This is a genomic window from Aliihoeflea sp. 40Bstr573 (genome assembly GCF_024105655.1).
In the GTDB taxonomy this organism is placed as follows: domain Bacteria; phylum Pseudomonadota; class Alphaproteobacteria; order Rhizobiales; family Rhizobiaceae; genus Aliihoeflea.
The window spans coordinates 133,221-160,151 of sequence record NZ_JAAAMH010000008.1; the positions used below are offsets into that span (position 1 = coordinate 133,221).

Consider the following 26,931-nt stretch of genomic DNA (forward strand, 5'->3'; position numbering starts at 1 on the left):
TCGAATTACCGAGGGGTAGGATGGTTTCCGATGAACTCGTCAGGAATGCCGGCAGGGCCGCCGGACTGCTTGGCGTCCTGGGGAACGAGAAGCGCTTCGCCATCATGTGCCACCTGCACGAGGCGGAACTCTCGGTCGGGGCGATCGCGGAAAAGGTTTCGTTGAGCCAGTCGGCCCTGTCCCAGCACTTGGCGAAGCTGCGCGCAATGGACCTCGTCCAGACGCGGCGCGACCGGCAGACGATTTACTACAGTTGCGATTCCTCTGCGGTCGAACTTTTGCTCGACACGATGGAGCAGCTTTATGGCGAGGCGCCCAAGCGCCGACAGAACGCTGCGTTGCGTGATGACCGTCAAGCCAGTTGATTTGCTACCATCTTCCTTGACCTTCCAGTGACCGGAAGTCCTATCTCCTGATGAGACAGGAGAACGGACGATGGAAATCAGGCTTGAAATCGATGGGATGACCTGCGGCGGCTGCGTCAAGTCGCTCACGCGCGTGCTCGAGGCGGTGCCCGGCGTCGACCACGCGAAGGTCGATCTCGAAACCGCGTCGGCAAGGGTCGACGGAGACCAGCTTGACGCGAAGGCGCTGATCGGTGCCGTCGAGGATGCCGGGTTCGACGCGCGCGTCGCGGGCTGACGGTCGATGACCACGCACACGCTCGACATAACCGGCATGACGTGCGCGGCCTGTTCGGCGCGTGTGGAAAAGACGCTCGGGCGCGTGCCGGGCGTGACGAAGGCGAACGTCAACCTGGCGCTGGAACGCGCCTCGGTGGAGGCCGCGCCGGGCGTTTCCATCGAGATGCTGATCGGGGCGGTCGACAGGGCAGGCTATGGCGCGCGGCTGCGCAGGGATGACCGGGCCGCGCAACGCCTTGCCGACGAAAGGCGCGATGCCGAGCGACGCGCGGACGAGCGCCAAACGCTGGTGCGGCTCGTCGTCTCGGCGCTGCTCACGATACCGCTGGTGATCGGAATGTTGCCGATGATGACCGGCGCCGGCCATGCCTGGATCGGGCCATGGACGCAGACGTTTCTGGCCACGGGCGTGATGGCTGTGGCCGCGCCGCACTTCGTGCGCGAGGCTGTCGCGGCGCTGCGCGGCGGCAGTGCCAACATGGCCGTGCTGGTCGTGCTTGGCACAGGCGTCGCCTATCTCTATTCGCTCGTGCTGGTCCTTCTGGGCGAAACCCACGCGCATCTGCACTACGAGGCGGCGGCCGTCATCCTGACGCTGATCACCGCGGGCAAATACCTCGAAGCGCGCGCCAAGCGATCGACCTCCGCCGCGCTGACCGCGCTTGGCCGGCTTGCGCCGCGCGAAGCGGAGCGGGTCGGCGCGAGCGGAACCGAGATCGTCGCGGCCGACAGCCTTGAGCCCGGCGAGCGCGTGCGCGTGCGGCCCGGCGCGATCATTCCCTGCGACGGGCGCATTCTGTCCGGACGGTCCAGCATCGACGAGGCGCTGGTGACGGGCGAAAGCCTGCCGGTCGACCGCAAGCCCGGCGATGCGGTGACGACCGGCACGGTCAACGGAGAGGCCGCGCTCGACATCGAGGTGACCGCGGTGGGCGCCGACACGCGGCTTGCCCGCATGACGCGCCTCGTCGAGGACGCACAGATCGGCCAGGCGCCGATCCAGAAGCTGGTCGACCGCATCTCGGCGATCTTTGTGCCGACGATTCTCGCCGTTGCCGCGCTGACCTTTCTCTGCTGGTGGCTGATCGGCGGCGATGCGGTCGCCGGCATGGTTTCGGCCGTTGCCGTTCTCGTCATCGCCTGCCCCTGCGCGCTCGGCCTTGCGACGCCGACGGCCCTCGTTGCCGGCACCGGCGCTGCTGCCCGGGCGGGCATTCTGATCCGCGATATCGAGACGCTGGAGCGCGCCGACGCGATCCGCACGGTCGCCTTTGACAAGACGGGAACGCTGACGCTCGGCGAGCCGGAACTGGTCGAGATCGCGGTGGCCGAAGGCAGCGAGACGCAATTGCTGCAACTGGCAGCCGCCGTCGAGGCGCAAAGCGAACACCCGCTGGCCAAGGCACTGATGCAGCGCGCGGGACCGGACGTCCCGTCAGCGGTGGAGACGCGCGCGCTTGCGGGCCGCGGCCTTGCGGGCCTCGTCGGCAACAGACGCGTCGCCATCGGCAATGCCATGCTGGCGATCGAGGAAGGCGCTGACAGGACCGCGATCGACGCATTGTCATCGAGCCTGACGGCGCAGGGCACGACCTCCTTCGTCACCATCGACGGCAGGCTCGCCGGCGCTTTCGTCTTCGCCGACCGGCCAAGGCCGGAAGCCGCAGGCGTCGTCAGCGATCTTGAGGCCCGCGGGCTTGCCGTCGTCATGCTGACCGGCGACAACGAAGCGGCGGCGAAGGCCGTTGCGAGCGAAACCGGCATCGCCGACCATCGCGCCGGGCTGACGCCGGAGGACAAGATCGCCGCGGTGCGCGAGATCGGCGCCGTGAGCGACGTCGCCTTTGTCGGCGACGGGCTGAACGACGGCCCGGCGCTGGCGGCGGCAAGGCTCGGCATCGCGCTCTCCTCCGGCACGCAGGTTGCACGCGAGGCGGCAGCGATCACGCTGATGCGCCCCGACCTTCGCCTTGTTCCGGCCGCGCTCGACATCGCGCAGCGGACGAAACGCACGATCCGCCAGAACCTCGTCTGGGCGTTCGTCTACAACGTCGTCGGCATTCCGCTGGCAGCGCTCGGCATTCTCTCGCCCGTCTTCGCCGGCGCTGCGATGGCGCTTTCCTCCGTCTCGGTGGTGACGAATTCGACCTTGCTGGCGCGCTGGAAACCGGAACTGGACGCGGCGCGGCGCAACGTGAAATAAGCCGGCGATGACGCCGATCGAGATCACCGACCCGCAAGACCCCAGGATTGCCGCCTATCGCAACGTGCGCGAACGCGACCTCGTCGGCCGCGAGGGACGCTTCGTCGCGGAGGGCAAGGTGGTTCTGAACGTGCTGTTTGGCGCGCGGCGGTTCGAAACCGAATCCGTCCTCATCCTCGACAAGCGTCTGGCCGGCATGGAAGACACGCTCGCAGCGAAGCCGGCCAACGCGCCGCTTTACATCGCGGACCAGGCGACGATGGACGCCATCGCCGGCTTCCACATCCATCGCGGCATATTGGCGATCGGGGCAAAGCGAGAGCCGGAAGCAGCCGCTGTGATACTCGCCGCCCTGCCCGACGACGCGTTGATCGTCGCGATGGTCGGCATCGCGAACCACGACAATGTCGGCGCGATCTTCCGCAATGCGGCCGCGCTTGGGGCCGATACGGTGCTGCTCGACGCCGCAAGCTGCGACCCGCTCTATCGCAAGGCGATCCGCGTCTCGGTCGGCGCGGCGCTGAAGGTGCCCTATGCGGTGCTTCCCGATGCCACCGCGATGTACGACGCATTGGACGCCGCCGGCTTCGAGCAATTGGCGATGACGCCGCGCAATGCAGAGGATCTTGCGGAGATCGCGCCGGCGGGGCGGCAGGCGATCTATCTGGGCGCGGAGGGGCGGGGCCTGCCGGAGGCGTTGATGGCGCGGATGCGGCGCGTGCGGATCGACATGGAGGCCGATTTCGACAGTCTCAACGTCGCGGCCGCCTCAGCGATCGCTCTCCATCGCCTGCGCAGGCTGCACCGGAACTGATCTTGCGCGCTCGGAGGCTTCGCGCAGCGCGCTGATGCGTTCTGCAAGGCTCACCGGAAGCCCCTCGCCTGACGCCTGCGCCGCCTCGATGGCCTTGCGGATGGGCGATTGCGGACCTTCGAGCGTCGCCGTCAGGTGCACCATCTCGGCGGCGAGCTGGTGAAGCTGGTCGCGAAGCTGCGCGTCGTCATCGCCTGAAGGTTTCGGCGATGTGGCCTGCGACTTGAGCTTCTTGTTTTCGCGCGTCAGCGTCGCGAGTTTCTTTTCCAGACGGTCGCGCTCGGCTGCAATCTTATCGGCGGCATCGGGCTCTTCCGCCGCGTCCGCCGGCGCCTTGCCCTTGAGACGGGCGATCTCTTTCTCGCGCCGCTCCAACCTGTCCTCGCGGTCGGACAGATCGGACAGAAGGCGCTCGATGCGCCGGTTGGCATCCTCGCTCTTGCGCGTCTCGACCTTCAGCGCCTCGCGCATCGCCTTGTTGTCGGCGGTGACGTCGCGCAGCTTGCGCTCCGTCTCGTTGCGCTGGTTGCGCAGCGCGGCGAGATCGGTGGCAAGCCGGTCGATCTCCGTCTCGCGCGCAACGACCTCGATCTGCCGGCTGCTCGACGTCAAGCTGGCATCCTCGTAGAGCGCGGAAAGCCGGTCGAGCTCGCTCTTGCGCGCGAAGGCCTCCGCGTGTTCGGAAACCAGCCTGTCTTCCAGATGTGCCACTTTCTCGTCATGCGCGGCTATCGTGGCACGCATTTCCTCGACTTCCGCCTCGAGCTCGGCGATGCGCGTATCGCGCGCCAGGATCACGTCGCCGCTCGATCCGAGCGCCTGGCGCTGGCGGTCAAGGTCGACCATCTGTTCGGCAATGCGCGCGCGCGCGGCCTTGAGTTCGATCTCGACCTTGCGCTGCTTCAGCGCGGCCTCAGCGCGGATGCGGTCCTTGTCGGCCTGGATCTCCTCGCGCGTCAGCGGCAGGCGCGCCTCGATGCGGCGCGTCGTCAGGCGCTCGGTGCGCCGGCGCAGCGCCGGGGCAAACAGGAGCCCGATGAAGGCGGCCGTCAGAAAACCGAGGCCGAAGAACAAGAAGGTCTGGATCACAAACGCTTTTCCATGGACGGCCCGATGACGATACTGACGTGGTGGACCCTGATCCCGTTCTGATCAAGCCTTACGCGCAAATTGCGGCGGAGAACCGCCGCAAGTCTGTTGATGGCGGCATTCTCGAGGTCAGAACGGATTCCATGTCGGGTTCTGGGTGACCTTGAGGTAGCCGATATTGACGCCGAGCCGCGCGCCGACGCCGGTGCGCACCGGGACGAGCAGGATGTTGCCGTGCTTCATGACGTTGAAGCCAAGCCCGGCGACGAGATAGGCCGAGCCGGCGACGCCGGCATAACGCTTGCCATAAAGGCTCGGCACGGCGTCGAGATTGTAGACCAGAACCATGGTCCGCGAGCCCTGCCCGCCGGCGTCCCAACCGACCGACGGACCCTGCCAGTAGACGCGGTGGTCGCCGACATTCTTTGTGTAGAGCGTGCCTTCGCCATAGGTCAGCCCGCCGATGAAGGCGCCGCCGGCTTCCTCACCGAGAATGTAGCCGTTGGGCAGGCCGTAGCTCTGGAAGATCTGCTCGACGACGGTCGCGAGCCCACCCGAGGTCGAACCGAAGAACTGGTGTCCCGAATCGATGATCTCCTGCGCCGTATAGGGCTGGTTGGCGCGCGCCGGCGCGGAAACGGCAAGAACGCCCGCCGTCAAAAGGGCGATCACTATGGACAGGCGCGAAAGGAGAGCTGCTGGCATATGCGGTCTCATGGCGAACCTCCGGAGCAAGCCTGCGCCGCGCGCCGGTCGTGATCCGGGCGCGGCGCGTTTACGTTTAAGGAACGGTAACCCGGCAGGCTTAATGAAAAGTAAGGCCGCCCGCAAAGGCGGGTTTTCTTGATGGACGCGGCCGGCTGTGTCACCACGGCTGACGACGATATCGACACGATTCGCGCGCGGCGCGGAAGCGACGGTCCGTCCAACATACGCATGCCAAACGAGGGGCCGATCGCATGTCCGAACTCTTCACGCTGACCGCAACCGATCTTGCTGCACTCCTGTGCAGCCGCGTTTGCCACGACGTCATCTCGCCGGTCGGCGCGATCAACAACGGCCTCGAACTCCTCGATGAGGGCGGCGCGGACGAAGACGCCATGCACCTGATCCGCACCAGCGCCCGCAACGCCTCGGCCCGGCTCCAGTTCGCCCGCATCGCCTTCGGCGCAGCTGGCTCGGCCGGGATGCAGATCGACACCGGCGACGCCGAAAGCGTGGCACAGGCCTTCCTGAAGAACGAAAAGCCTGAACTGGAATGGACCGGCGAGCGCGCGCTCCTGCCCAAGAACGCCGTCAAGCTGATCCTGAACCTCCTGCTCGTTGCCAATGGCGGCATTCCGCGCGGCGGCAAGATCACCGTGGACCTTGAGAACCTCCAGACCAAGCCGCGATTCACGCTGACGGCCAAGGGCCCGATGGTGCGCGTGCCGGCGAAGTTTCTCGAAATGCATTCGGGCCGCAAGCCCGAAGAGGCGATCGACGCGCACTCGGTTCAGGCCTACTACACGCTGCTTCTGGCACGCGAGGCCGGCATGGAAATCAATATCCGCGCCAGCGCCGAAGACATCGTTCTGACGGCCGAATAGACGCCGATTAACCCATTATTCAGCCAACCGATTACCCGCTTCTTTACCCGGGCCGCGTAGCTTCCTGCTCACAGACAAGGCGGGGGCCGATCGATGGACGGAAGGGATTTCGGGATGAAGCGCTGCATGATCGTGGACGATTCCAACGTCATCCGCAAGGTCGCCAAGCGAATCCTCGCCACGCCGCAGATGGCCGTGGTCGAAGCCTGCGACGGCCGCGAAGCGCTGTCGCACTGCGCTGCCGAGATGCCCGACATCATCGTCGTCGACGCGCAGCTTCCCGACATGGCGACCGTGGACTTCATCCGCCAGGCGATGGCGCTTCCCGCCGAGCCCAAGCCGCGCATCGTCATCTGCATGACCGAATTCGACGTCGGCGCCATCATGCGCGCCAAGCGCGCCGGCGCGAAAGGCTATATCCTCAAGCCCTTCAACCGGCCAATCCTGCTGGAGCGTTTCCGGGAAATCCAGATGGCGGCTTGACGGTTGGGAACGGATTGACAATTCCTCCCAACGACCGACCCGGCTGATCCTGGCATTGAGGGACGCCACTGACGACCAGTGAGCAAAAAGAAAACCCGGCTCGAGGCCGGGTTTTTTCCTGTCTGGATGTGAGCGATCAGGCGCTGACGCGCATTTCCTCGGGCTCGCGAAGCACGTAGCCACGGCCCCAGACGGTCTCGATATAGTTCTGGCCGCCGGAGGCGAGGTCGAGCTTCTTGCGCAGCTTGCAGATGAAGACGTCGATGATCTTCAGCTCCGGCTCATCCATGCCGCCATAAAGGTGGTTGAGGAACATTTCCTTGGTGAGCGTGGTGCCCTTGCGCAGCGAGAGCAGCTCCAGCATCTGGTATTCCTTGCCGGTCAGGTGCACGCGCTGGCCACCGACCTCGACCGTCTTGGCGTCGAGATTGACGATCAGGTCGCCCGTGGTGATGACCGACTGGGCATGGCCCTTGGAGCGGCGCACGATGGCATGGATGCGGGCGACGAGCTCATCCTTGTGGAATGGCTTGGTCATGTAGTCATCGGCACCGAAGCCGAGACCGCGCACCTTGTCCTCGATGCCGGCCATGCCGGAGAGGATGAGAATCGGCGTCTTGACCTTCGAAAGCCGCAGCGTGCGCAGCACCTCATAGCCGGACATGTCCGGCAGGTTCAGGTCCAGAAGAATGATGTCGTAGTCGTAGAGCTTGCCGAGATCGACACCCTCCTCGCCAAGATCGGTCGAATAGACATTGAAGCTTTCCGACTTGAGCATCAGCTCGATGCTCTGTGCAATCGCACTGTCGTCTTCAATCAGCAAAACGCGCATTTCATTCCCCTTCTCCGCCAACAGCCCCGTCAGCTCGGCACCGAAGCGTTGATTTGCCTGAATCGCAGGATGCCATCGAAATGGTTAACAAACTCTGATTCAGCCTGGCAAGAGGCCATCGCAACATTCAGCAGTTTGTCGTAGCAACCTGTTTCAAAAAGACTAATCCGCCAACCGCACCATGAATCTGAACTTTAGGATCTCCGCATAAGCGACTCATGGAAAGGCGCTTTGCGACCGTGACCTCATGTTGGGATTTACCCCGCCTTAAGTCCTCGTCCCTATGATTAACAATGCGCGTAAACGAATGGTTACTTTCCGGCGCGATCGGGGATGGTCGCGAAGAAAAAAGTAACGATATCGACCATAGCGTGCGGGTGGCGTTTCGGGAGCGTTGAGTATGAAGTCACGTGAAAACCTGGTCCGACTGAAGCAATTTCAGGTTGGCGAGAAGCGCAAGCAATTGCTCCAGCTCGACATGATGATCGCCGAATTCGACCGCATGGCCGGTGAACTCGATGCCCAGATCGTTTCGGAAGAGAAGAAGGCGGGTATCACGGACATCAATCATTTCGCTTATCCCACCTTCGCCAAGGCCGCGCGCCAGCGCCGGGACAATCTGCACAATTCGCGCAACGACCTCGCCTCGCAGCGCAGCGCCGCCGAAGACGCGCTCACGGAAGCCGAGGCCGAGCTGGCAAAGGCCGAAGCGCTCGACAACCGCAACCGCGAACCCGACTATTCCGGCCGCGCCGCCACCGGATGACCCTGGCCGCATGAATTTGCGACAAGCCCGCCCCGGCTGAACCGCGGCGGGCTTTTTCATGTCCGCACGGGACGGATCACGGTTGGCGAAGACCCCTGAAACGACAAAACGCCCGGCAGGCCGGGCGCTTCGTCAAATCGGATAACCGCTTTGTCAGTGGCGGTATTGCTGGATGCGCGTGGTGCGCAGGCCGGCAAGACCATGATCGTCGATGGAGGCCTGCCAGGACAGGAACTCCTCGACCGTCAGCTTATATCGCTGGCAGGCTTCATCGAGGCTGAGCAAACCACCGCGAACGGCAGCCACCACCTCGGCCTTCCGGCGAATGACCCAGCGACGCGTGTTGCTGGGGGGCAGATCGGCAATCGTCAACGGGCTGCCGTCCGGCCCGATTACATATTTGACACGCGGTCTAATAAGATCGGTCATCGTACTCTCTACAACATCAAAGACCCAATCGACGGCCACACTAACGCCACAGCTTTAAGAAAGGGCTAAATCACCGGTAAGCCTACCGTAACCTTCGTGAACGCGGGCTTTCGCGGACACCTCAAATCTTAAAGAGTGCGAACGCGGCGCTTGCGGGCGGTTGGCAGCCCCTGCCCGGCTCGCCTATATAGACGCCGACCGCCCCGGTCCTTGAAGCCGGTCCGATCATGCAAGCCTGATGAGCCACCTGATGAACAGCCTTGATTTCGACAAGCGCCCCGAAGACACGCGCGTCGTTGTCGCCATGTCCGGAGGCGTCGATTCCTCCGTCGTCGCCGGCCTGATGAAGGAACAGGGTTATGACGTGGTGGGCATCACGCTGCAGCTCTACGACCACGGCGCGGCGGTGCATCGCGCGGGCTCGTGCTGCGCCGGGCAGGACATTGGCGACGCGCGCGCGGTCTCCGAGAAGCTCGGCATCCCCCATTACGTGCTGGACTACGAGAAGCGGTTCCGTGAGGCGGTGATCAACCCATTTGCCGAAAGCTACATCGCCGGCGAGACGCCGATCCCGTGCGTTGCCTGCAACCAGACGGTCAAGTTCGCCGACCTGTTGCAGACCGCGCGCGAACTCGGCGCCGACGCGCTCGCGACCGGGCACTATATCCGCAGCCGCGCCAATGGCGCGCATCGCGCGCTGTTCAGGCCGATCGACGCCGACCGTGACCAGAGCTATTTCCTCTTCGCCACCACGCAGGAGCAGATCGACTTTCTGCGCTTCCCGCTCGGCGGCATGTCGAAGCGCGAGGTGCGCGACGCGGCCGCGCGCATGGGGCTGACGGTGGCCGCCAAGCCCGACAGTCAGGACATCTGCTTCGTGCCGCAGGGCAAATATGCCGACATCATCGCGAAGCTGCGGCCCGAAGCGGCCCAGCCGGGCGACATCTACCATGTCGACGGCCGACACCTGGGCCGTCACGACGGCATTTTGCGCTATACGATCGGCCAGCGCCGCGGCCTTGGCGTCGCCTCCGGCGAGCCGCTCTACGTCGTCCACCTCGATGCGCCCCGCGCACGCGTGATCGTCGGGCCGAAGGAGGCGCTGGAGACGCACCGGATCGTGCTGCGCGACATGAACTGGCTGGGCGACGCACCCCTCGAGGCGCTGCCGGCCGAGGGCATCGAGCTCTTTGCCAAGGTGCGCTCGACACGCCCGCCGCGCGAGGCGCGGCTTTTCGTGCGCGACGGCCGGCCGATCGTCGAACTGGCCGACGGCGAGGCCGGCATCGCACCCGGCCAGGCCTGCGTGCTCTATGCCGACGAGAGCGAGGATACGCGCGTCCTCGGCGGTGGCTTCATCGCCCGAACCGAACGCAGCCGGCGCTCCGAGGAAATGCTCGCCCGGCTGGAGGCCCTGCCCGCCGCCTGACGCTTGGCCTGACGCCTGCGGGAAATCGTTGCTCAGGCATGTGCAGCCGCTTGCAGAGAAACATGCCTCCCCAGGGAGGGGCATAGGGCAATGGTCAAGATCGAAACGGACCGGTGGCAGCGCTGGATCTGCTGCGGTTCGTCGCCGCGTTCGGGGTCGTCCTTGCCCACGGGCTCAATCCGCGCCCGATCGCCGCGATCGGTTACGCGGCGCGCATCTTTCTCCTGATCATGATGGCTGATCTTTCGATCCATCAGATCGAACGAAGAGGAGCGCGCAAGAATCTTGCCGTGGGTTTCTGATCGATCGTCTGCCTGGCGCTGACCGCACTGCAGATGCGCTCGAACTTTTCCGTCTGAACCACTCCAACTGGCTGCTTGGAGGCCCGCCGGGCCTGCGCGTCCGGTTTGTCAGTCGTGCTGACGGCAGCGATGAAGGAGGTTGCCAGATATCCTGACGGCCTCAGTCGTGCAGGACAGTGCCCGCCGTCAGGATCTTGAGAACGCCGATCGCCTCCTCGCCGGACGTGCGCGGCTCCTCGCGCGTTTCGATGCACTGGATGAAGTGCTGCAGTTCGCGCGTCAGCGGCATGCCCTGCTCGACCGGCACATAGGATGGCTCGTTCATCGTGAACGCCCACTGGCCGCTGTCGCGCCAGATCGCGTGGCGATAGACGGCGAGCTTCCGTTCCCACGGCTCCACGTCGTCGAACACCGCCATCGCCTTCTCGCCGACGACCGTCAGCCGCCGCTCGCGATAGGGGTTCAGCCGCGAGGCGAAGAGATGGCTGCGCAGATCGCCGGGAAAGCGCATGTGCAGATGCGCGAAATCGGACAGATGATCGAGCAGTGCCGCGCCCTCCCCGCGCACCTCGACCGGATGGGCGCCGGTGATGGCTAGGATCATCGAGAGGTCGTGCGGGGCGAGATCCCAAAGTGCGTCGTTCTCGGTGTGAAACTTGCCGAGACCGAGCCGGTGAGAGTGGATGTAGCGCACACGGCCGAGCTCGCCCGCGTCAATCAACGCCTTCAGCCCCTCGAAACCGGGATGGAAGCGCAGCACGTGACCGGTCATGAAGATGCGGCCGCAGGCCTTGGCCGTCTCGACGGCACGCGTCGCATCCTCGACGGTGAGCGCAATCGGCTTTTCGACCAGCACGTCCTTGCCGTTTTCCACCGCGCGGATCGCGGCTTCGGCATGGAACTGCGGCGGCAGCGCCATGACGACGGCGTCGATGTCATCGCGGCCGTAGATCTCGTCGACACCGACGGCAATGCATCCATGCTCGGCCGCAAAGCCTTCGGCGCGCGCGGAATTGACGTCCGCCACCGCCTGCAGCGCGCCGAGCGACTTGAGCGTTCGGATATGGTTCGATCCCCAATATCCGCATCCGAGGACGGCGATGCGCGGTTTCATCTGGCTTTCTGGTTGACGGGTCCGAGCGCAGACATAATGGGCGGGCCGAAGGAACTCAACCCTCGCGCCGCGCATGGTGGCGAAGTCGCCGCCGATGACGGAAGGGAATGCGCAATAGGGGCAAAAACCCGTCCGCAAGACCGCGCGCTTGCTTGACAGTGCCACCGCCCGCCCCTTATATCCGCGGCACTTCGCGGCGCCACGGCGCTGCCGGGGCGGAGTAGCTCAGTAGGTTAGAGCAGAGGAATCATAATCCTTGTGTCGGGGGTTCGAATCCCTCCTCCGCTACCACCATTACAGTGTTTGGCGGTTCGCCGGGGTTGCGGCGAGGCAGGTTGAGCAGTTCTGCCAGTGCGCCATTGACGTGTAGGTCAAATTTCCCGCGCCCTTCGCGCGGTATCACCTCAATGCTTGCAACGAGCGAACGAATGGTATTGATCGCTTCCCGACGATCGTCTTCGTTGGAGTGCAGCGCCTCCTGCAAGTCGGCAATCCTGCGGCGATAGACCTCGATCGAAGCCGGATGCAGTTCCACGACATCGCCAGCATCCGAGATTGCGGCAAGATCAGCGGCAAGGCGCTCTTTCTCTTCCTCCATCTCGATCAGCCGAGACTTCATGCCTGCCGTTGCCGCACCATCGGCTATGGCGTCGATGATGTTTGCGATTTGCCTTTCGAGAATGACAAGCCGTTTGTCGATCTGCTGCCGATCATGCCGCATCTTGGCGTTCAGGCGCTTCCTCTCGGCATGATACTCAGTGAGGAATTCCGCAACCGCGTCAGGCGCGAGTAGCCGCTGCTTGATGCCTTCAAGCACGCGGCGTTCGAGGTCGGGCACACGAACGGTGCGGTTGTTCGTGCATGTCCCTCGTTCCCGATGCGCTGTGCAAGCGAGCTGATCCTGGGTCTTGATGGTGTAGGTGGCGCCGCAACACCCGCACCGCACGAGACCGGAGAACATATGTTTCGGCCTTCGACGTTTATGAAGCCGAGTCCCGCCGTAGAGCTTCTTGCGTGCCTGGACGGCATTCCAGAGCTCGTCGCTGACGATACGCAGGTGAGGAGCCTCCACTACTTGCCACTGCTCGGGCAGATTCGGGCGGGAGATGCGCTTGCCGGTCTCCGGGTCCTTGACCATCTGAACGCGATTGAAGACCAGAAATCCGATATAGGCCTCGTTATAGAGTATGCCGCTGCGACGTTTGAGATTGCCGTTGATCGTCGAGGCTCCCCATTCCCGACCGAATGGAGAGGGAATGCCGTCGCGGTTAAGGCCGGCAGCGATGGTCCGGGCGGAACGTCCCGAAGCAAACTCGTGGAAGATGCGCCGGAGTACGCCGGCCTGTTCCTCATCCACTTCCCGGAGGCCCCGGATAGGCTCCCCACGTTCGTCGAGCTTCTTGACCACGCGATACCCGTAGGACAGGCCCCCGGCGGAATATCCGCTGATGATACGGCCGGACTGGCCACGCCTGATCTTGGCAGCCAGATCGCGAAGGAAGAGAGCATTCATCGTGCCTTTCAGGCCGACATGCAACTCATCCACCGTTCCCTCCGACAAGGTGACGATGCGAACACCGGCGAACCGAAGCCGCTTGAATAATGCGGCGATGTCTTCCTGATCACGGGAGAGCCTGTCAAGGGCTTCGGCTAGCACCACGTCGAACCGTCCATCCTGAGCATCCGCGAGCAGTGTTTTGATCCCCGGACGGAGGATCATGCTGGCACCGGAAATTGCGGCGTCGGTATAATTTTCCACGACCTGCCATCCTTCATGGCCCGCGCGCTCACGGCATAGCCGCAACTGATCCTCAATCGAGGCATCCCGCTGGTGGTCAGAGGAATAACGGGCGTAGAGTGCTGCGCGGGTCATGACGGTCTCCGTGTTCGGTCAGTCCTTGATGGCATCCTCCGGCATCGGCTGCACATCCGGCGCTTGGTCCAGAAGCCTCGTCAAATCTCCGCGCTTTGCCGTGCCAGCACGCGCCTTGAGAAAGTCGGCCGCTGTCTCCATGGCACCGATCTTCTGCGCGACGGCCGAGACGATCCACTGGTTGAGAGACACTCCGTCCTCTTGCGCCAGCCGCGCCGCCGTTTCCTTGAGCGACTGCGGCAGTTGCAGCGGGTATTTGTAGCGTAGGGTCTGCGTCATGTATTCAGTCTCCTGACAATCTCTCCCGGCGTTGCAATGGTGATGCCCAGTTTGAGCGCTGGGCGGAAGTCCTTGACGTTATGCGTCACGATGGCCTCGGCCTCGCCGTTCAAGGCGGCTTCAAGCACCATCTCGTCGGCGACATCGGACAGCATGGGCCGCGTCCGAAACGAAATATCGACGCCCTCGGAAACGGCAGCGAGTGCGCTCATCACCGCCGCGACATCTTCGAGGCTGTGGCCGGTTGCCTTGCGGTTTTCCTCCCGGCTCAGCACCGCCTCATATTCGAGAAACAGCGCCGTCGAACACAGCGGCGTCACCATGCCCCGGTCAACGAAGCGGAGCAGCAGGTTGCTCGCGCCGTTGCGGCTGCGGAACGCCGCCACGATCACATTGGTGTCCAGAACCAGCCTCATGGAGGCAGTATATAGACATCTCATAGGATGTCTACAATCACTTCGCATCGGATCATGTGAGGCATAGCTGTGCGGATCACGGCTCTATCGGTCATCGTCATTAGTTTTGGATGACGCATTATCATTCGCCGCGCGCATGGCATCCTCATAGTCCTCGCGTGCCATCCGCCTGCCGATCAACCGGGCGATGGACATCACCACCGCATCCACACGTTCAGACGCATCGGCTGTGCTCCCGGCTTGCTGCCCCTCGGGCGCATGGTTGTCGTTCGCCGGTCTCTCTCTACCCCGATACTTTTCCTCATCGCCCATCGCCGGCCTCTTCCTCTGGCCGCCATTTGACCGGATCGGCGACCCAGCGGTTGATGTCGGATTCCCGCCATCCCGCGCCGTTGATGCTGATCTTGAGCTGGGCTGGAAAGGTGCCCTCTTTGATCTTGCGGTAGATGGTGGATCGCGACAGACCGGTTCGGGCGCGAACAGTGTCAAAGCGGATGATACGATCTGGCTGGCGCATGGCCGCATTGCCTCCTTCTGGCTGTTTCTGGCGATTGCAGAGACCAGACAGAGCAACGAATTGCCGTTGTGCAACAGATATTTAGCCGCCGTAGGGCTATGACGTGCAACCGGCGGTAAATAGGATGGTTGTCGTAGCCGATATTCGGCCCGCCACCGGCGCGCATTGTTGATGAAGGCCAGTTCCGGTCGAAGCGCAGAGCGATTCGGGCTCGGCTTCTACTGTGTGGAATCAACCGCAATATAGGCGGCCACTTGGACAAGGGAAGCGCCGGCGCTCCCACCCAGCCTTTTCTGCTTCCTCGCGCTTTGCCGGGCCGTGAACCTGGCTGTCAAGGCTGGCGCGGAACGCGCCACCGCGAAGCGGCTGCGGCCTTGACTGCCCGGTTCAGGTCCGGCCCCATCTCGGGAAGCAACAAAGGATTGTTCCGAACCTTCCGGTTCCAAATCCTCACCTGTCATTCCGCGCAGCCCGAATGGGCGGAGCAGCGTGTGGCTACATTCCGATGCCCAGCCCTCTTCCCCTGCCGAGACCATGACTGAGGGCCAGATCGCCGCCGATGCCCAGCCCCCTGTCGAAGGAGATGCCCAGTTCGCGCCTGCGGTTGGCGAGCAGGGATTCCATCTGCGGATCGCGTTCGAGGCTCTTGGCCATGTCTCCCATCCATGCCCGGGTGGACCGATAGCCCGAATAGTCGCCCGCCGCATATTGGCGTTCGCTGGTCCGGCTGAGCTTCTGCCAGCGTTCGACAAAGCGATCCGCCCGGCGCTGCGGATCGGTGCGGATTTCGGTTTCGAGTTGCAGCGCGCGAATGGCGCGGTTGACCTTGCCGGTCGCCGCCTCATGGGAAAGACCTGCATCTTGGGAATAGGCTTCTTCCGCATCCTTTGAACCGAAGGGGCGCACCTCATCGAATGTCGTGCGGGCCTCGGCCAGTTCATTCCATTGGACGGGGCTGACCTTGTGGCCTGCGTCTTCGGTGGCATAGATCGTGCTCACGGCATGAGCATGACGGATGAGCGCCATTCTGCGGGCGTGGCGCAAGGCATCATCCGGGTCGATCCCGGCCTCCTGCGCCACCGCCTCGATCTCCTGCCTTATTCCGCTGCCGGCTGCCTCTCTATCCGACCCATCGGCGCCTTGACCGCGGGAGCCTGCGCCAAAGATGATGTCACCGATTCTGTCGTGGGCAGTTTCCAGCACGCGGTCTCGTTCGATCTCGCCGGCAAGAGTGGCAAAGTCGATGCCGCGCCGTTCGGCATAGTTTTGGGCTGGATCGATCTGCTGCTGGTAATCGCTTGCCATGTCCTTGGACCGGTCACGCGACAAGGTGGTTATGAGCTTGTCCTGGCTGGCGAAGTCGTCACGGGCGTAATGGAGGTCCATGCCGTCGCGGTGGCGCGACAACGCGACATAGCTGCCGTGGGCGTCCAGACCCGGTGTCGCCAGCACATGGCTGCGGTCCACGGTCATGCCCTGAGATTTGTGGATGGTCGCCGCATAGCCATGGTCAATGCGGTCATAGTCTTTCAGGTCGAACGCGATACTGCGTCCGTGATCGGTGCGCACTGTCATGCTCTGGGTGCTGATGTCCTCGATGGTGCCGAGCGTGCCGTTCTTGACGCCAAGACCGCGCTCGTTTTGCAGAAACATGACGCGATCCCCGGTGGCAAAGTTTCGTTCGCCCCGTTCGACGGTGACGCTGACATCATCACCCAGGTCACCTGCATCGCGCATCCTGTCGCGGGCGGCCTCGTTGAGTTCCCGCACCTCGGCATTGGTGTGGGTGAGGATGATGCGACTCGCATCCGGTGATGCCTGCCGGTCTTTGTCCCAGCGCTCGATCAGGTCGTCGCGCGCCTGCTCGCGCGTCTGCGCTTCATGCACCATGTCATTTCTGTCATAGGCATGGATGGCATCGGCGGTTTTGCCGGTCGCCAGATCGCGCGTGGCGTCCCGCTGCCAGTCGCCTCGCTGGCGGCGCACGGTTTCGATTTCGACACCACCGTGACGCTCGTGGAGCGAGCGGAAGGCCGCGCCCGCCTCGATGGATTGTAGCTGCTGCGGATCGCCAACCAGCACAACCTTTGCGCCAGCTTCCGCCGCGCGGGACAATACACGCTCCAACTGGCGGGTGCCGACCATGCCCGCCTCGTCGATGACAAGCACGTCGCGGGAAGTGAGCAGGTCACGGTTGTTTGCCCAGCCATGTTCCATGCTGGCAATGGTGCGGGACACAATGCCCGATCCGCTTTCCAGATTTTCCGCCGCAATGCCGGAGAGCGCAACGCCGCGCACCTCGTAGCCTGCCGCCTCCCATGCCTCGCGTGCTACGCCGAGCATGGCGCTCTTTCCCGTCCCGGCATAGCCGACGACAATACCAAGATTGCGCCCGTTGGTGACATGCGCCAGCGCATCGGCCTGCTCTCGGGACAGGACAAGACCGCGTTCTTCTGCACGCACCAAAGCCGCTTCGCGGTTTCTGTCGCTGACCTCGTGCAATTCCTTCTCGGCCATGAGTTCGGCAGCACGGTGCAGGCGCTGTTCGGCCTCGATCATCTCGCGCGTGGTGAAGCGATCCTCGCCGCGTCCGTCCTTGCCGAGTTCGACAAGATCGGGCGAACCGCGCATCGCGCCCATCACCTCGTTGAACTGGTCGATGCCGTCGCTGTGCCGGTGCGCGAACATCGCCATGTGTCGCTGCGTAAATGTCGATTGCTGATGCGTGATCGCGTCCAGCGCCACCGATGGATCGGCGATGATCCGCGCGCCGTTGTTGCGGGCAATCTCGCGGTGCAGGTCGGCCCGATCAGCGAGCTCGGTGCTGTCGATCTCGATCCGCTGCGCGGGCGCACCAATCTGGGTTTGCGGCTCAAGCCCGATCCCCTGCGCCTCAAGGTTGCGATGGTCGATGCGGGCATCAATGTCGAGTTCGGCCAATCGCTCGTTCACATGCTCGGCCCAGCGTTCACGCCAGCGCTCCACCATCTCCGTGCGGTTCCAGTCCCGCACCTTCTGGCCGAAACCGTTCTCGTCCACGCTGCGCATGGTGAGCATGACATGGGCATGGGGTTTGGGCATGCCGTCCTCACCGATGTCCCAATGCACATTGAGGTCAGCAATCATCCCCCGGTCGACAAACTCCGACTGCACGAAGTCGCGGGCAAGCTCGATGCCCTGCGCCTGCGTCATCTCGCGAGGAATGGCGAACTCAACCTCACGGGCAAGCTGGGCGTCCTTCCTGACCTCGAACGCCTCGACGTCATTCCAGAGCCGCTCGCGGTCGCTCCATGCTTCCGGTGCGCTCTTTGGCAGCATGATCTCGGAATGGACGACGCCGCGCTTGCTGGAAAAGTCCTGCACGCGGTCGATGCGCTCGTCGCGCATCCGCGAGGCCGAGCGGTAGGCAGCAGACGCCACCGCACTGCTTCCGGCCTTGCGGGAAATGACCTTGACGTGAAGATGATAGATCGCCATCGCGATCAAGCATTGGCACGGCCAAGCGCACGTCGGAACGACGTATAAGCGCGCCCTCCCTCGAAAAAATCTCGGGATGGACCGGGCCGTGCCACACCGTCCCGGCAACAATACTGCGTTCCGCTGTCCGCGCAACTATCCTCATCGCATCGACAACCAACCGGAACGAAGGAGGCGACATTGCGCAAGCCACGCAATTACGACGCGGAACTGAAGGCGCTCGAAGACAAGGCGCGGGAACTGAAAGCCCGCAAGGTGCAGCAACTCGGTGAACTGGTGATCGCCACGGGAGCCGATGCGCTCACCGCCGAGGAACTGGCCGGTGCGCTGATCGTGCTGGCGGAAACCACCGATGCCGGAAAGAGGGAGGCATGGGCGAAGCGCGGGCAAGCGTTCTTTCGCGGGAAACCGCGCCGATCTGCATCAACGTCTGACCGCGACAACGGCGGCGCTCAAACGCAACCGGGCGGCGCGCAACCGGCATCAGGCACAACGGGCGCGTAACGACATGCGCGCATGGCAGGTCGAGCGCCGCAAGCGCACACGGCATCTGATCGAGCTCGGCGGACTTGTCGTCAAGGCCGGCATCGTGGACCTAACTGGCGATGATCGCGCCATGATCTACGGCGCGTTGATCTGGATGGTCGGCAAGCTCAACAGCGAGGACGGTGCTCGGGCGCGCGGCGTCTGGACAAAGCTGGGAAAGATGGGGCTTGAAGTGGAATGCAAGCGAGATGAATCCGCCGTTCCCAGTCGCCGGCCCCACCTCCCTGCAGGTGCTTGAGGCGGTGACGGGAGAGGATCTGAAGGACATCGCCTTTCCGGGGGTGATTGATCCGCATACCCATTGGGGCAACTTTGGCGATCTGGAAGGCGATTGCGTTCAGGAAAGCCAGCATGCCGCAATGGGTGACACGACCACTGCACTCCTGTTCCAAAAGGTCGCTGCCTCCGGGAGGGACTTTACCGGCTATGAAACGGCTAGCCTCGATTTCGACAAACAACGTTCGATCGGAGATCGGGTCGCTTACGTAAATTACGGCTTCAATCCCATTGTTCACGATGAGGTTACCGCGGCTGAAATCCTCGATCTTGCTGAGAAATGCGGCAGCCCCGCCGTAAAATTCTACATGGCGTATCGGTTACATCAAAGGCGCGCACGTAGGTAGCAAGTGGAATGAGATTGACGTACCCGCCCCGTGCGACTCAGGCGTCCAGTGTCGAGAAGCGCTCCCAGTCGGTGATCTGCGAGGAGTAGTTGTTCCACTCCTGGTGCTTGAGCTTCAGATAGGCGGCCGAGAACTCCGTTCCCAAGGCCTGCTGGAGCTCCGTATCCCTCTCATATTCGCGCAGCGCATCGAGCAGGTTGAGCGGCAGTTTCGGCGCGTCCTTCACCGTATGGCCGTCGCGATACATGTCGATGTCATGGTGCGGGCCGGGATCGGCCGCGCTGCGCACGCCGGACAGGCCGGCGGCGATGATGATCGCCTGCAGCAGATAGGGATTGACAGCGCCGTCGGGCAGTCGCAGCTCGAACCTGCCGGGGCCGGGCACGCGCACCATGTGGGTGCGGTTGTTGCCGGTCCAGGTGACGCTGTTCGGCGCCCAGGTGGCGCCAGAGATCGTGCGCGGCGCGTTGATGCGCTTGTAGGAATTGACGGTCGGGTTGGTGACTGCCGCCAAGGCGGAGGCATGCTGCATGATGCCGCCGAGGAACGTCTTGCCCTTGGCGGACAGGCCGAAGGGCATGCCCTTGTCGGCAAAAACGTTCTCCTTCCCGTCATTGTCCCACACCGAGACGTGGGCGTGGCAGCCGTTGCCCGTCAAGCCCTTGAAGGGCTTCGGCATGAAGGTCGCGCGCAGCCCGTGCTTCTCGGCGATCGACTTGACCATGAACTTGAAGAAGGAGTGCTTGTCGGCGGTGGCGAGCGCGTCGTCATACTCCCAGTTCATCTCGAACTGGCCGTTCGCGTCCTCGTGGTCGTTCTGGTAGGGCTTCCAGCCGAGTTCCAACATGGCGTCGCAGATTTCCGCGATCACGTCATAGCGCCGCATCACCGCCTGCTGGTCGTAGCAGGGCTTCTCGGCGATATCGAACTCGTCGGAGATGCGTGATCCGTCCGGCATGATGAGGAAGAACTCGGCTTCGACGCCGGTCTTGACCCGCATGCCTTCCGCCGTTGCTTCCCGTATCAGCCGTTTCAGCACCACGCGCGGCGCCTGCTCAACGGGCGCATCCTCCATGACGCAATCCGCCGCGACCCAGGCAACCTCCTTCTTCCAGGGAAGCTGGATGACCGAGGAGGCGTCCGGCATGGCGAAGAGATCGGGATGCGCCGGCGACAGGTCGAGCCATGTGGCGAAACCGGCGAAACCGGCGCCATCCTTCTGCATATCCGCGATTGCCTGCGCGGGGACCAGCTTCGCGCGCTGGCCGCCGAACAGGTCAGTATAGCTGATCATGAAGTATTTGACGCCCTTGTCGGCGGCATAGGCCGAGAGGTCCAGTGTCATGTCGGTTCCCCTTTGTTTTGAATCAGACACCTAGAACGGAAGCCGCGGGCGCACCTCCCAGTTGCTGCCCGCCGTCCTATCGCTTCAGAAACCTCCCTTACCCGGGTACCAGCTGGTTCCGGCCAGCGGCACCTGCGCCATCGCGGCCGCCTCCATGGTCAGTGCGCACAGGTCCTCGGGCTCGAGATTGTGCAGGTGGTTCTTGCCGCAGGCGCGAGCGATGGTCTGCGCCTCCAGCGTCATCACCTTGAGGTAGTTGGCGAGCCGTCGCCCGGAGACCTCTGGATCGAGCCGGCTGGCCAGTTCCGGGTCCTGCGTGGTGATCCCCGCGGGATCGCGGCCTTCGTGCCAGTCATCATAGGCGCCAGCCGTCGAGCCCAGTTTGCGATATTCCTCCTCCCACTTCGGATCGTTGTCGCCGATCGCCGCAAGCGCCGCAGTGCCGATGGAGACGGCATCTGCACCGAGCGCCAGCGCCTTGGCGACGTCGGCGCCGGAGCGGATGCCGCCGGACACGATCAGCTGCACCTTGCGGTGCATGCCGAGATCCTGCAGCGCCTGGACCGCTGGGCGGATGCAGGCGAGCGTCGGCATGCCGACATTCTCTATGAAGACGTCCTGCGTCGCCGCCGTGCCACCCTGCATGCCGTCGAGCACCACGACGTCGGCGCCCGCCTTCACCGCCAGCGCCGTGTCGTAGTAGGGCCGCGCGCCGCCGACCTTGACATAGATCGGCTTCTCCCAATCGGTGATCTCGCGCAGTTCGAGGATCTTGATCTCGAGATCGTCCGGGCCGGTCCAGTCGGGATGGCGGCAGGCGGAGCGCTGGTCGATGCCCTTGGGCAGCGTGCGCATCTCGGCGACGCGGTCGGAGATCTTCTGGCCTAGCAGCATGCCGCCGCCGCCGGGCTTGGCGCCCTGCCCGACCACGACCTCAATCGCATCGGCACGGCGCAGGTCGCGCGGGTTCATGCCGTAGCGCGACGGCAGGTACTGATAGACGAGCTTCTGCGAGTGGCCGCGCTCCTCGTCGGTCATGCCACCGTCGCCGGTGGTGGTCGACGTGCCGGCGATCGTCGCGCCGCGCCCGAGCGCCTCCTTGGCGGGGCCGGACAGGGCACCGAAGCTCATGCCTGCGACGGTGATCGGAATCTTCAGTTCGATCGGCTTCTTGGCGAAACGCGTGCCCAGCACCACCGAGGTCTCGCATTTCTCGCGATAGCCCTCGAGCGGATAGCGAGAGATCGAGGCGCCGAGGAACAGCAGGTCGTCGAAATGCGGCACTTTGCGCTTGGTGCCGCCGCCGCGGATGTCGTAGATGCCCGTCGCCGCCGCGCGGCGGATTTCCGCCAGCGTGGCATCGTCGAAGGTGGCCGACTTGCGCGGCGGGGTGGGCGGATTGTGGTAGGACATGGTTTCTCCTCGCCTCAATACGCGTCGGCGTTGTCGATGTTGAAATTGTAGAGCTTGCGCGCCGAGCCGTAGCGCTTGAACTCCTCGGGCCGCACGTCGGTGACTCCCGCCTTGTCCAGCAGTTCGCCCAGCTTCGCGATGTGTTCGGGCCGCATCTCCTTCTCGATGCAGTCGGCGCCCAGGCTCTTCACCGTGCCGCGCACGAAAAGCTTTGCCTCGTAGAGCGAGTCGCCCAGCGCATCGCCCGCATCGCCCAACACGACCAGGTGGCCCGACTGGCCCATGAAGGCCGACATGTGGCCGATCGAGCCATGCACGACGATGTCGATGCCCTTCATCGAGATGCCGCAGCGCGAGGCCGCATTGCCCTTGATGACGAGCAGGCCACCGCGGCCCGTGGCGCCCGCATATTGCGATGCGTCGCCCTCGATCACGACCGTACCGGACATCATGTTCTCGGCGACCCCAGGCCCGGCCGAGCCGTGCACCGTGACGGTTCCGCCATCGTTCATGCCGGCGCAGTAATAGCCGACCGAGCCATGCACCTCGACGCTGACGGGTTTGGCGATGCCGACGGCCACGGCATGGCTGCCGCGCGGGTTGACCACCTCGAACTCCGTGTCGTTTGCGCCGTCCGCGATGGCATGCAGGGCACTGTTGAGGTCGCGCAAGGTTGCGCTGGAAAGGTCGAAGACGGTCATCTCAAGCGGCCTTCTCGTGATCCCAGAAATAGACGGTTGCCGGCTCCGGCTCCCAGACCCGCGCCGTCTCGATGCCGGGCAGATTGACTAGCGCGCGATATTCGGAGCCGAAAGCGACATACTGGTCGGTCTCGGCCATGACGGCCGGCTTGCAGGCGATCGGATCGCGCACCACGCCGAAGCCGGACTTCGTGCCGACAACGAAGGTGAAGAAGCCGTCTAGGTCACCCAGCGCGCCTTCCAGCGCCGCGCCGAGATCCTTGCCCTTCGCCATTTCGGACGTCAGGTAGGCGGCAGCCACCTCGGAGTCGTTCTCGGTCTCGAAACGCATGCCGCCGCGCACCAACTCGCGGCGCAGGTTGTTGTGATTGGAGAGCGATCCGTTGTGCACCAGGCACTGGTCGGGTCCGGTGGAGAAGGGGTGTGCGCCGAGCGTCGTGACAGCCGATTCCGTCGCCATGCGCGTATGGCCGATGCCGTGCGTGCCGCCCATGGCGCGGACGCCGAAGCGCTCGACGACATCCTTCGGCAGGCCGGTTTCCTTGTAGATTTCGACATTGTCGCCGACGCCCATGACACGCATCGAGGGCTTGTCGGTAAGGAATGAGCGAACCTCGTCCGCCGCCGCCTCGGTCTCGATCACCGCGTGCGTGCTCTTGACCGTCACGTCGGCCTGGATGCCGGACGAAGCGAGCTTCTGCGCCAGATCGGCGAAATCCGTTTCAGGCGCCGATGACTGGATCGTCAGCTTGGTGCCCTTGGCGGACGCCGCGCCGTAGATGGCGATGCCTGCCGAATCCGGCCCACGATCCGTCATGGTGATCAACATGTCGGACAGCATGTCGCCGAGCTTCGGCTCCAGCGTCCGGTCCTTCAAAAATAGCCCAACAATGCCGCACATCGCGCTGACAGCCTCCGGTCCAATCTGAACGGAGGCGTAGCACGGCAATCGAGGAATGACAATCAGCGAGAATAAAATATTCTCTAGGAGAAATTATCTCCCACTTCGGTCGCGGTTCGGATAGGAGATGATCGAGAGATAGCGGGCCGGCAATTTGACCAGCTCGACGGGCCCGTGCGGCGCATCCGCGTCGAAGAACAGGCTGTCGCCGGGCTGCATCGCGTAGTTGGAATCGCCATGCCGATAGGTGACCTCGCCTTCCAGCATGTAGAGAAACTCCATGCCCTCGTGCTGAAAGGTGGGAAACACGTCGGACTCCGTCGTCAGCGTGATCAGGTAGGGTTCGACCATCACACCGCTGGAATTGTTGTCGATGTGTCCGAGCAGGCTGTACTGGTGGCCGGCGCGCGTGCCGCGGCGCTCGATGTTCACGCCCTCGCCGGCCTTTACGAAGGTGGCGTTACGCGGTTCCTCGAAGCGGCGGAAGAAGGCGGTCAGCGGCACGCCGAGCGCGCGGGACAGCGCCTGCAGCGTGGTCAGCGAGGCGGAGATGTTGCCGTTCTCGATCTTGGACAGCATGCCGACGGACATGCCCGTCGCGACCGCCAGATCCGCAACGGTGATGCCGAGCTGCTTGCGATAGGCCCGCACCTCGTGGCCGATCGCCATTTCAAGATTGTTCTCTCGCGGCTCGCGCACGGCATGAGGGTTCTGGGCAAGCGGTTGTGTGGGCACAGCCGGCATTTCGTTCGACTTGCGGGGCATCATATGTCCTCGAATTAGGCGCCGAGCCTATCCTGCGAGGAAAATCGCGGCAACTCGGAAGAAACTAGCCCCGCTCCTGCCGGGGCGTATGGCCGAAGGCGCGACGGTAGGCGGTGGCGAAGTGCCCGGCGCTGGAGAAGCCCGTCGCGAATGCGATCTCGGAGACCGACAGCGGACTTTGCTGCAGCAGGCGCCGCGCGTGGCGCAGACGCAGGTCGCGATAGGTCTCGGCGAAGCCGCGCTTGAGGTGATCTGCGAATAGGCGGTCGAGATGGCGCGGGCTGACCCCTGCGAAGGCCGCCATCGCGTCGCGCCCGATCGGGTTCTCGATCGTGCCTTCCATCCGGTCGAGCACGGCGAGCAGGGCGGGATGATGCACGCCGAAGCGTTCCGCCGTCGAGGCCCGCTGCGGCGCGGTCGGCTCGGCCACCGCCGTGTGCAGGTACCAGTCGCTGACCCGCCGCGCGAAATCCGCACCCATCCGCTCCGCGATCAGCGCATGCATCATGTCGAGCGGCGCCACGCCGCCGCCGCAGGTAATGCGGTTGCCGTCCACGACGAAACGCGCCTGGCGCGGCGACAGGCTTGGAAAGGCCTCCATCAGCGCCGGCGCATGTTCCCAGTGCACGGTGAAGTCGCGCCCGTCGAGCAGGCCTGCTGCAGCCAAGACGTAAGGGCCGCCGGAAATGCCGCCGATCCGCATCCCGGAAACGGCGAACGCGCGCAGCGCCGCATGGAGCGACGGCAGGTACCAGTCGGCCGGATTGCCGCCGGCGCAGACGAATAGCGTATGCAGCACCTCCGTTTCGCTCAACGACGCGCAGGGAACCAGCGCACCGGACGACGACGCCACCGGTGCACCGTCAATGGAGAGATACACCGGCTCGTAAAGGTGCTGCCCCGCGAGCAGGTTGGCGGCGCGGAGCGGTTCCGTCGCCGATGCGAAGGACATGAGTGCGAAGCCTGGCAACAGGACAAAGCCGTAACGCTGGCTGCCTGCCCGGATCGATCCTTTGGAAGAAACGCGCGCCATGTCTCTGCTTGAAAGGAATACGTCCCTTATGAGCAGGTATAGACCAGCGCTTTCGGCTTAACAATCGCGGACGAGATGGGACGCAAACGATGCGCTATTCGGCACTGTCCGTTTTCCTGAACGGCCTGAAGGGCAACAAAAGCTGGCAGCCGGCGTGGCGAGATCCGCAGCCGAAGCCGCATTACGACGTCATCATCGTCGGCGGCGGGGGGCATGGTCTGGCCACCGCCTACTACCTCGCCAAGGAATTCGGCAGCACCAATGTCGCTGTGCTGGAGAAGGGCTACATCGGCTCCGGCAATGTCGGGCGCAACACCACTATCATCCGTTCGAACTATCTGCTGCCCGGAAACAACCCCTTCTACGAACTGTCGATGAAGCTCTGGGAAGGGCTCGAGCAGGACTTCAACTTCAACGCCATGGTCTCGCAGCGCGGGGTGCTGAACCTGTTCCACTCCGACGCCCAGCGCGACGCCTATACGCGGCGCGGCAACGCGATGCGCCTGCACGGCGTGGACGCCGACCTGCTCGACCGTTCGCAGGTCAAGGCGATGCTGCCTTTCCTCGACTACGACAATTCGCGCTTCCCCATCCAGGGCGGGCTCATCCAGCGGCGCGGCGGCACGGTACGCCACGACGCGGTGGCATGGGGCTATGCACGTGGTGCCGACAGCCGCGGCGTCGACATCATCCAGAACTGTGAGGTGACCGGGATTCGCCGCGAGAACGGCCGCGTCACCGGCGTCGAGACGTCGCGCGGCTTCATCGGCTGCGACAGGCTGGCGCTGGCGGCGGCCGGTAATTCGTCGCGCGTCGCGGCGATGGCCGAGATGCGCCTGCCGATCGAAAGCCATGTGCTGCAGGCCTTCGTCTCAGAAGCCATCAAGCCGTTCATCGACGGCGTGGTGACCTTCGGCGCCGGGCACTTCTACGTGTCCCAGTCCGACAAGGGCGGTCTGGTCTTCGGCGGCGACATCGACGGCTACAACTCCTACGCCCAGCGCGGCAACCTCGCCACGGTGGAGCATGTGGTCGAGGCCGGCAAGGCGATGATCCCTGCCCTGTCGCGGCTGCGCGTGCTGCGCTCATGGGGCGGCATCATGGACATGTCGATGGATGGTTCGCCGATCATCGACCGCACCCATATCGACAATCTCTACCTCAATGCCGGCTGGTGCTACGGCGGCTTCAAGGCGACGCCCGCCTCGGGCTTCTGTTTCGCCCATCTGATTGCGAAGGGTACGCCGCAGCAGACCGCTTCCGCCTTCCGGCTCGACCGTTTCGCGCGCGGCTACATGCTCGACGAAAAGGGCCAAGGCGCCCAGCCGAACCTGCACTGAGCGGAGGC

Annotated in this window: 30 protein-coding genes, 1 tRNA gene and 1 pseudogene; 15 read left to right on the forward strand and 17 right to left on the reverse strand. The window is 64.0% G+C overall.

Annotated features, from left to right (window positions below):
• Positions 1 to 20 precede the first annotated feature (20 nt).
• The 4 genes from GTK01_RS12125 to GTK01_RS12140 all read left to right on the forward strand — a co-directional run bounded on the left by GTK01_RS12125 (position 21) and on the right by GTK01_RS12140 (position 3,661).
• A complete protein-coding gene (locus tag GTK01_RS12125) occupies positions 21 to 365 on the forward strand; it encodes a helix-turn-helix transcriptional regulator (RefSeq protein WP_252926145.1) in 345 nt (114 codons plus the stop codon).
• 70 nt (positions 366 to 435) lie between these two features.
• Positions 436 to 642 (forward strand): heavy-metal-associated domain-containing protein, encoded by a 207-nt coding sequence (locus GTK01_RS12130; protein ID WP_252926146.1) that lies wholly within the window; start codon positions 436 to 438, stop codon positions 640 to 642.
• Between the two features lie 6 nt (positions 643 to 648).
• The gene (locus tag GTK01_RS12135) at positions 649 to 2,847 is read left to right on the forward strand and encodes a cation-translocating P-type ATPase (protein ID WP_252926147.1); all 2,199 of its coding nucleotides are present in this window, start codon (positions 649 to 651) and stop codon (positions 2,845 to 2,847) included.
• Between the two features lie 7 nt (positions 2,848 to 2,854).
• A complete protein-coding gene (locus tag GTK01_RS12140; RefSeq protein ID WP_252926148.1) occupies positions 2,855 to 3,661 on the forward strand; it encodes an RNA methyltransferase in 807 nt (268 codons plus the stop codon).
• Here the strand turns inward: GTK01_RS12140 and GTK01_RS12145 are convergent.
• Both GTK01_RS12145 and GTK01_RS12150 read right to left on the reverse strand, forming a co-directional pair.
• Positions 3,617 to 4,750: a hypothetical protein gene (locus tag GTK01_RS12145; RefSeq protein ID WP_252926149.1), complete on the reverse strand. Its 1,134-nt coding sequence runs from the start codon at positions 4,748 to 4,750 to the stop codon at positions 3,617 to 3,619. The two genes, GTK01_RS12140 and GTK01_RS12145, sit on opposite strands and share 45 nt — an antisense overlap.
• Before the next feature lie 129 nt (positions 4,751 to 4,879).
• Positions 4,880 to 5,455 (reverse strand): DUF1134 domain-containing protein, encoded by a 576-nt coding sequence (locus tag GTK01_RS12150; RefSeq protein WP_371924342.1) that lies wholly within the window; start codon positions 5,453 to 5,455, stop codon positions 4,880 to 4,882.
• A 254-nt stretch (positions 5,456 to 5,709) separates the two neighbouring features.
• Between GTK01_RS12150 and chpT the strand changes: the two genes are divergently transcribed.
• Both chpT and GTK01_RS12160 read left to right on the forward strand, forming a co-directional pair.
• Positions 5,710 to 6,339: a histidine phosphotransferase ChpT gene (chpT, locus tag GTK01_RS12155; RefSeq protein ID WP_252926151.1), complete on the forward strand. Its 630-nt coding sequence runs from the start codon at positions 5,710 to 5,712 to the stop codon at positions 6,337 to 6,339.
• A gap of 114 nt (positions 6,340 to 6,453) precedes the next feature.
• On the forward strand, positions 6,454 to 6,822 hold the full coding sequence (locus GTK01_RS12160; RefSeq protein ID WP_252926152.1) for a PleD family two-component system response regulator: 369 nt from the start codon (positions 6,454 to 6,456) through the stop codon (positions 6,820 to 6,822).
• 136 nt (positions 6,823 to 6,958) lie between these two features.
• Here GTK01_RS12160 and ctrA read toward each other — a convergent pair whose 3' ends face one another.
• Positions 6,959 to 7,654, reverse strand: a complete 696-nt coding sequence (ctrA, locus tag GTK01_RS12165) for a response regulator transcription factor CtrA (protein ID WP_024587507.1) — start codon at positions 7,652 to 7,654, stop codon at positions 6,959 to 6,961.
• 400 nt (positions 7,655 to 8,054) lie between these two features.
• Between ctrA and GTK01_RS12170 the strand changes: the two genes are divergently transcribed.
• A complete protein-coding gene (locus tag GTK01_RS12170) occupies positions 8,055 to 8,420 on the forward strand; it encodes a flagellar export protein FliJ (RefSeq protein ID WP_252926153.1) in 366 nt (121 codons plus the stop codon).
• Between the two features lie 153 nt (positions 8,421 to 8,573).
• Here GTK01_RS12170 and GTK01_RS12175 read toward each other — a convergent pair whose 3' ends face one another.
• Complete coding sequence (locus GTK01_RS12175) at positions 8,574 to 8,849, reverse strand: DUF1153 domain-containing protein (protein ID WP_024587510.1); 276 nt, start codon at positions 8,847 to 8,849, stop codon at positions 8,574 to 8,576.
• 250 nt (positions 8,850 to 9,099) lie between these two features.
• Between GTK01_RS12175 and mnmA the strand changes: the two genes are divergently transcribed.
• Complete coding sequence (gene mnmA / locus GTK01_RS12180) at positions 9,100 to 10,278, forward strand: tRNA 2-thiouridine(34) synthase MnmA (protein WP_371924338.1); 1,179 nt, start codon at positions 9,100 to 9,102, stop codon at positions 10,276 to 10,278.
• A gap of 113 nt (positions 10,279 to 10,391) precedes the next feature.
• On the forward strand, positions 10,392 to 10,580 hold the full coding sequence (locus GTK01_RS12185; RefSeq protein ID WP_252926155.1) for a hypothetical protein: 189 nt from the start codon (positions 10,392 to 10,394) through the stop codon (positions 10,578 to 10,580).
• A gap of 160 nt (positions 10,581 to 10,740) precedes the next feature.
• On the opposite strand, the gene GTK01_RS12190 is transcribed toward GTK01_RS12185, so the two are convergent.
• On the reverse strand, positions 10,741 to 11,694 hold the full coding sequence (locus tag GTK01_RS12190) for a Gfo/Idh/MocA family protein (RefSeq protein WP_252926156.1): 954 nt from the start codon (positions 11,692 to 11,694) through the stop codon (positions 10,741 to 10,743).
• 214 nt (positions 11,695 to 11,908) lie between these two features.
• Here GTK01_RS12190 and GTK01_RS12195 point away from each other — a divergent pair.
• Positions 11,909 to 11,985, forward strand: a tRNA-Met gene (locus tag GTK01_RS12195).
• Positions 11,986 to 12,160: 175 nt separating this feature from the next.
• Positions 12,161 to 12,487: a hypothetical protein gene (locus tag GTK01_RS21085; protein WP_252926157.1), complete on the forward strand. Its 327-nt coding sequence runs from the start codon at positions 12,161 to 12,163 to the stop codon at positions 12,485 to 12,487.
• 21 nt (positions 12,488 to 12,508) lie between these two features.
• On the opposite strand, the pseudogene GTK01_RS20980 reads toward GTK01_RS21085, so the two are convergent.
• The 6 genes and pseudogenes from GTK01_RS20980 to traA all read right to left on the reverse strand — a co-directional run.
• Positions 12,509 to 13,567: pseudogene (locus tag GTK01_RS20980) on the reverse strand (recombinase family protein); the annotation flags it as partial.
• An 18-nt stretch (positions 13,568 to 13,585) separates the two neighbouring features.
• Positions 13,586 to 13,846, reverse strand: a complete 261-nt coding sequence (locus tag GTK01_RS12210; RefSeq protein ID WP_252926158.1) for a toxin-antitoxin system HicB family antitoxin — start codon at positions 13,844 to 13,846, stop codon at positions 13,586 to 13,588.
• The gene (locus GTK01_RS12215) at positions 13,843 to 14,262 is read right to left on the reverse strand and encodes a putative toxin-antitoxin system toxin component, PIN family (protein WP_252926159.1); all 420 of its coding nucleotides are present in this window, start codon (positions 14,260 to 14,262) and stop codon (positions 13,843 to 13,845) included. Before GTK01_RS12215 ends, GTK01_RS12210 begins: the two co-directional genes overlap by 4 nt.
• 84 nt (positions 14,263 to 14,346) lie before the next feature.
• Positions 14,347 to 14,574 carry a hypothetical protein gene (locus tag GTK01_RS12220; protein WP_252926160.1) on the reverse strand — a complete coding sequence of 76 codons (228 nt, stop codon included), beginning with the start codon at positions 14,572 to 14,574 and terminating at the stop codon, positions 14,347 to 14,349.
• The gene (locus tag GTK01_RS12225; RefSeq protein ID WP_252926161.1) at positions 14,564 to 14,779 is read right to left on the reverse strand and encodes an AlpA family transcriptional regulator; all 216 of its coding nucleotides are present in this window, start codon (positions 14,777 to 14,779) and stop codon (positions 14,564 to 14,566) included. The genes GTK01_RS12220 and GTK01_RS12225 overlap by 11 nt, the downstream gene beginning before the upstream one ends.
• A 495-nt stretch (positions 14,780 to 15,274) precedes the next feature.
• Complete coding sequence (gene traA, locus GTK01_RS12230) at positions 15,275 to 18,256, reverse strand: Ti-type conjugative transfer relaxase TraA (RefSeq protein WP_252926162.1); 2,982 nt, start codon at positions 18,254 to 18,256, stop codon at positions 15,275 to 15,277.
• Between the two features lie 180 nt (positions 18,257 to 18,436).
• On the opposite strand from traA, the gene GTK01_RS12235 reads away from it, so the two are divergent.
• Genes GTK01_RS12235 through GTK01_RS12245 form a run of 3 tightly spaced genes read left to right on the forward strand, consistent with a single transcriptional unit; the run spans position 18,437 to position 19,425 of the window.
• Positions 18,437 to 18,760 (forward strand): conjugal transfer protein TraD, encoded by a 324-nt coding sequence (locus tag GTK01_RS12235; RefSeq protein ID WP_252926163.1) that lies wholly within the window; start codon positions 18,437 to 18,439, stop codon positions 18,758 to 18,760.
• A 4-nt stretch (positions 18,761 to 18,764) separates the two neighbouring features.
• Entirely contained in the window at positions 18,765 to 19,040 is a 276-nt protein-coding gene (locus GTK01_RS12240) for a conjugal transfer protein TraD (RefSeq protein ID WP_252926164.1), read from the forward strand.
• Positions 18,991 to 19,425: a hypothetical protein gene (locus tag GTK01_RS12245; protein ID WP_252926165.1), complete on the forward strand. Its 435-nt coding sequence runs from the start codon at positions 18,991 to 18,993 to the stop codon at positions 19,423 to 19,425. The genes GTK01_RS12240 and GTK01_RS12245 overlap by 50 nt, the downstream gene beginning before the upstream one ends.
• Positions 19,426 to 19,462: 37 nt before the next feature.
• On the opposite strand, the gene glnT is transcribed toward GTK01_RS12245, so the two are convergent.
• The 6 genes from glnT to GTK01_RS12275 form a co-directional block, all read right to left on the reverse strand.
• Positions 19,463 to 20,770 (reverse strand): type III glutamate--ammonia ligase, encoded by a 1,308-nt coding sequence (glnT, locus tag GTK01_RS12250; protein ID WP_252926166.1) that lies wholly within the window; start codon positions 20,768 to 20,770, stop codon positions 19,463 to 19,465.
• An 84-nt stretch (positions 20,771 to 20,854) separates the two neighbouring features.
• Complete coding sequence (locus tag GTK01_RS12255) at positions 20,855 to 22,183, reverse strand: FMN-binding glutamate synthase family protein (RefSeq protein ID WP_252926167.1); 1,329 nt, start codon at positions 22,181 to 22,183, stop codon at positions 20,855 to 20,857.
• Between the two features lie 14 nt (positions 22,184 to 22,197).
• Positions 22,198 to 22,884 (reverse strand): GXGXG domain-containing protein, encoded by a 687-nt coding sequence (locus GTK01_RS12260; protein ID WP_252926168.1) that lies wholly within the window; start codon positions 22,882 to 22,884, stop codon positions 22,198 to 22,200.
• A 1-nt stretch (position 22,885) separates the two neighbouring features.
• Positions 22,886 to 23,785 carry a glutamine amidotransferase family protein gene (locus GTK01_RS12265; RefSeq protein ID WP_252926169.1) on the reverse strand — a complete coding sequence of 300 codons (900 nt, stop codon included), beginning with the start codon at positions 23,783 to 23,785 and terminating at the stop codon, positions 22,886 to 22,888.
• A 93-nt stretch (positions 23,786 to 23,878) separates the two neighbouring features.
• On the reverse strand, positions 23,879 to 24,550 hold the full coding sequence (locus tag GTK01_RS12270; protein ID WP_252926170.1) for an XRE family transcriptional regulator: 672 nt from the start codon (positions 24,548 to 24,550) through the stop codon (positions 23,879 to 23,881).
• Positions 24,551 to 24,614: 64 nt separating this feature from the next.
• Positions 24,615 to 25,583 (reverse strand): GlxA family transcriptional regulator, encoded by a 969-nt coding sequence (locus GTK01_RS12275; RefSeq protein ID WP_252926171.1) that lies wholly within the window; start codon positions 25,581 to 25,583, stop codon positions 24,615 to 24,617.
• Between the two features lie 89 nt (positions 25,584 to 25,672).
• On the opposite strand from GTK01_RS12275, the gene GTK01_RS12280 reads away from it, so the two are divergent.
• Positions 25,673 to 26,923, forward strand: a complete 1,251-nt coding sequence (locus GTK01_RS12280; protein WP_252926172.1) for a sarcosine oxidase subunit beta family protein — start codon at positions 25,673 to 25,675, stop codon at positions 26,921 to 26,923.
• The last annotated feature ends 8 nt before the right edge of the window (positions 26,924 to 26,931 follow it).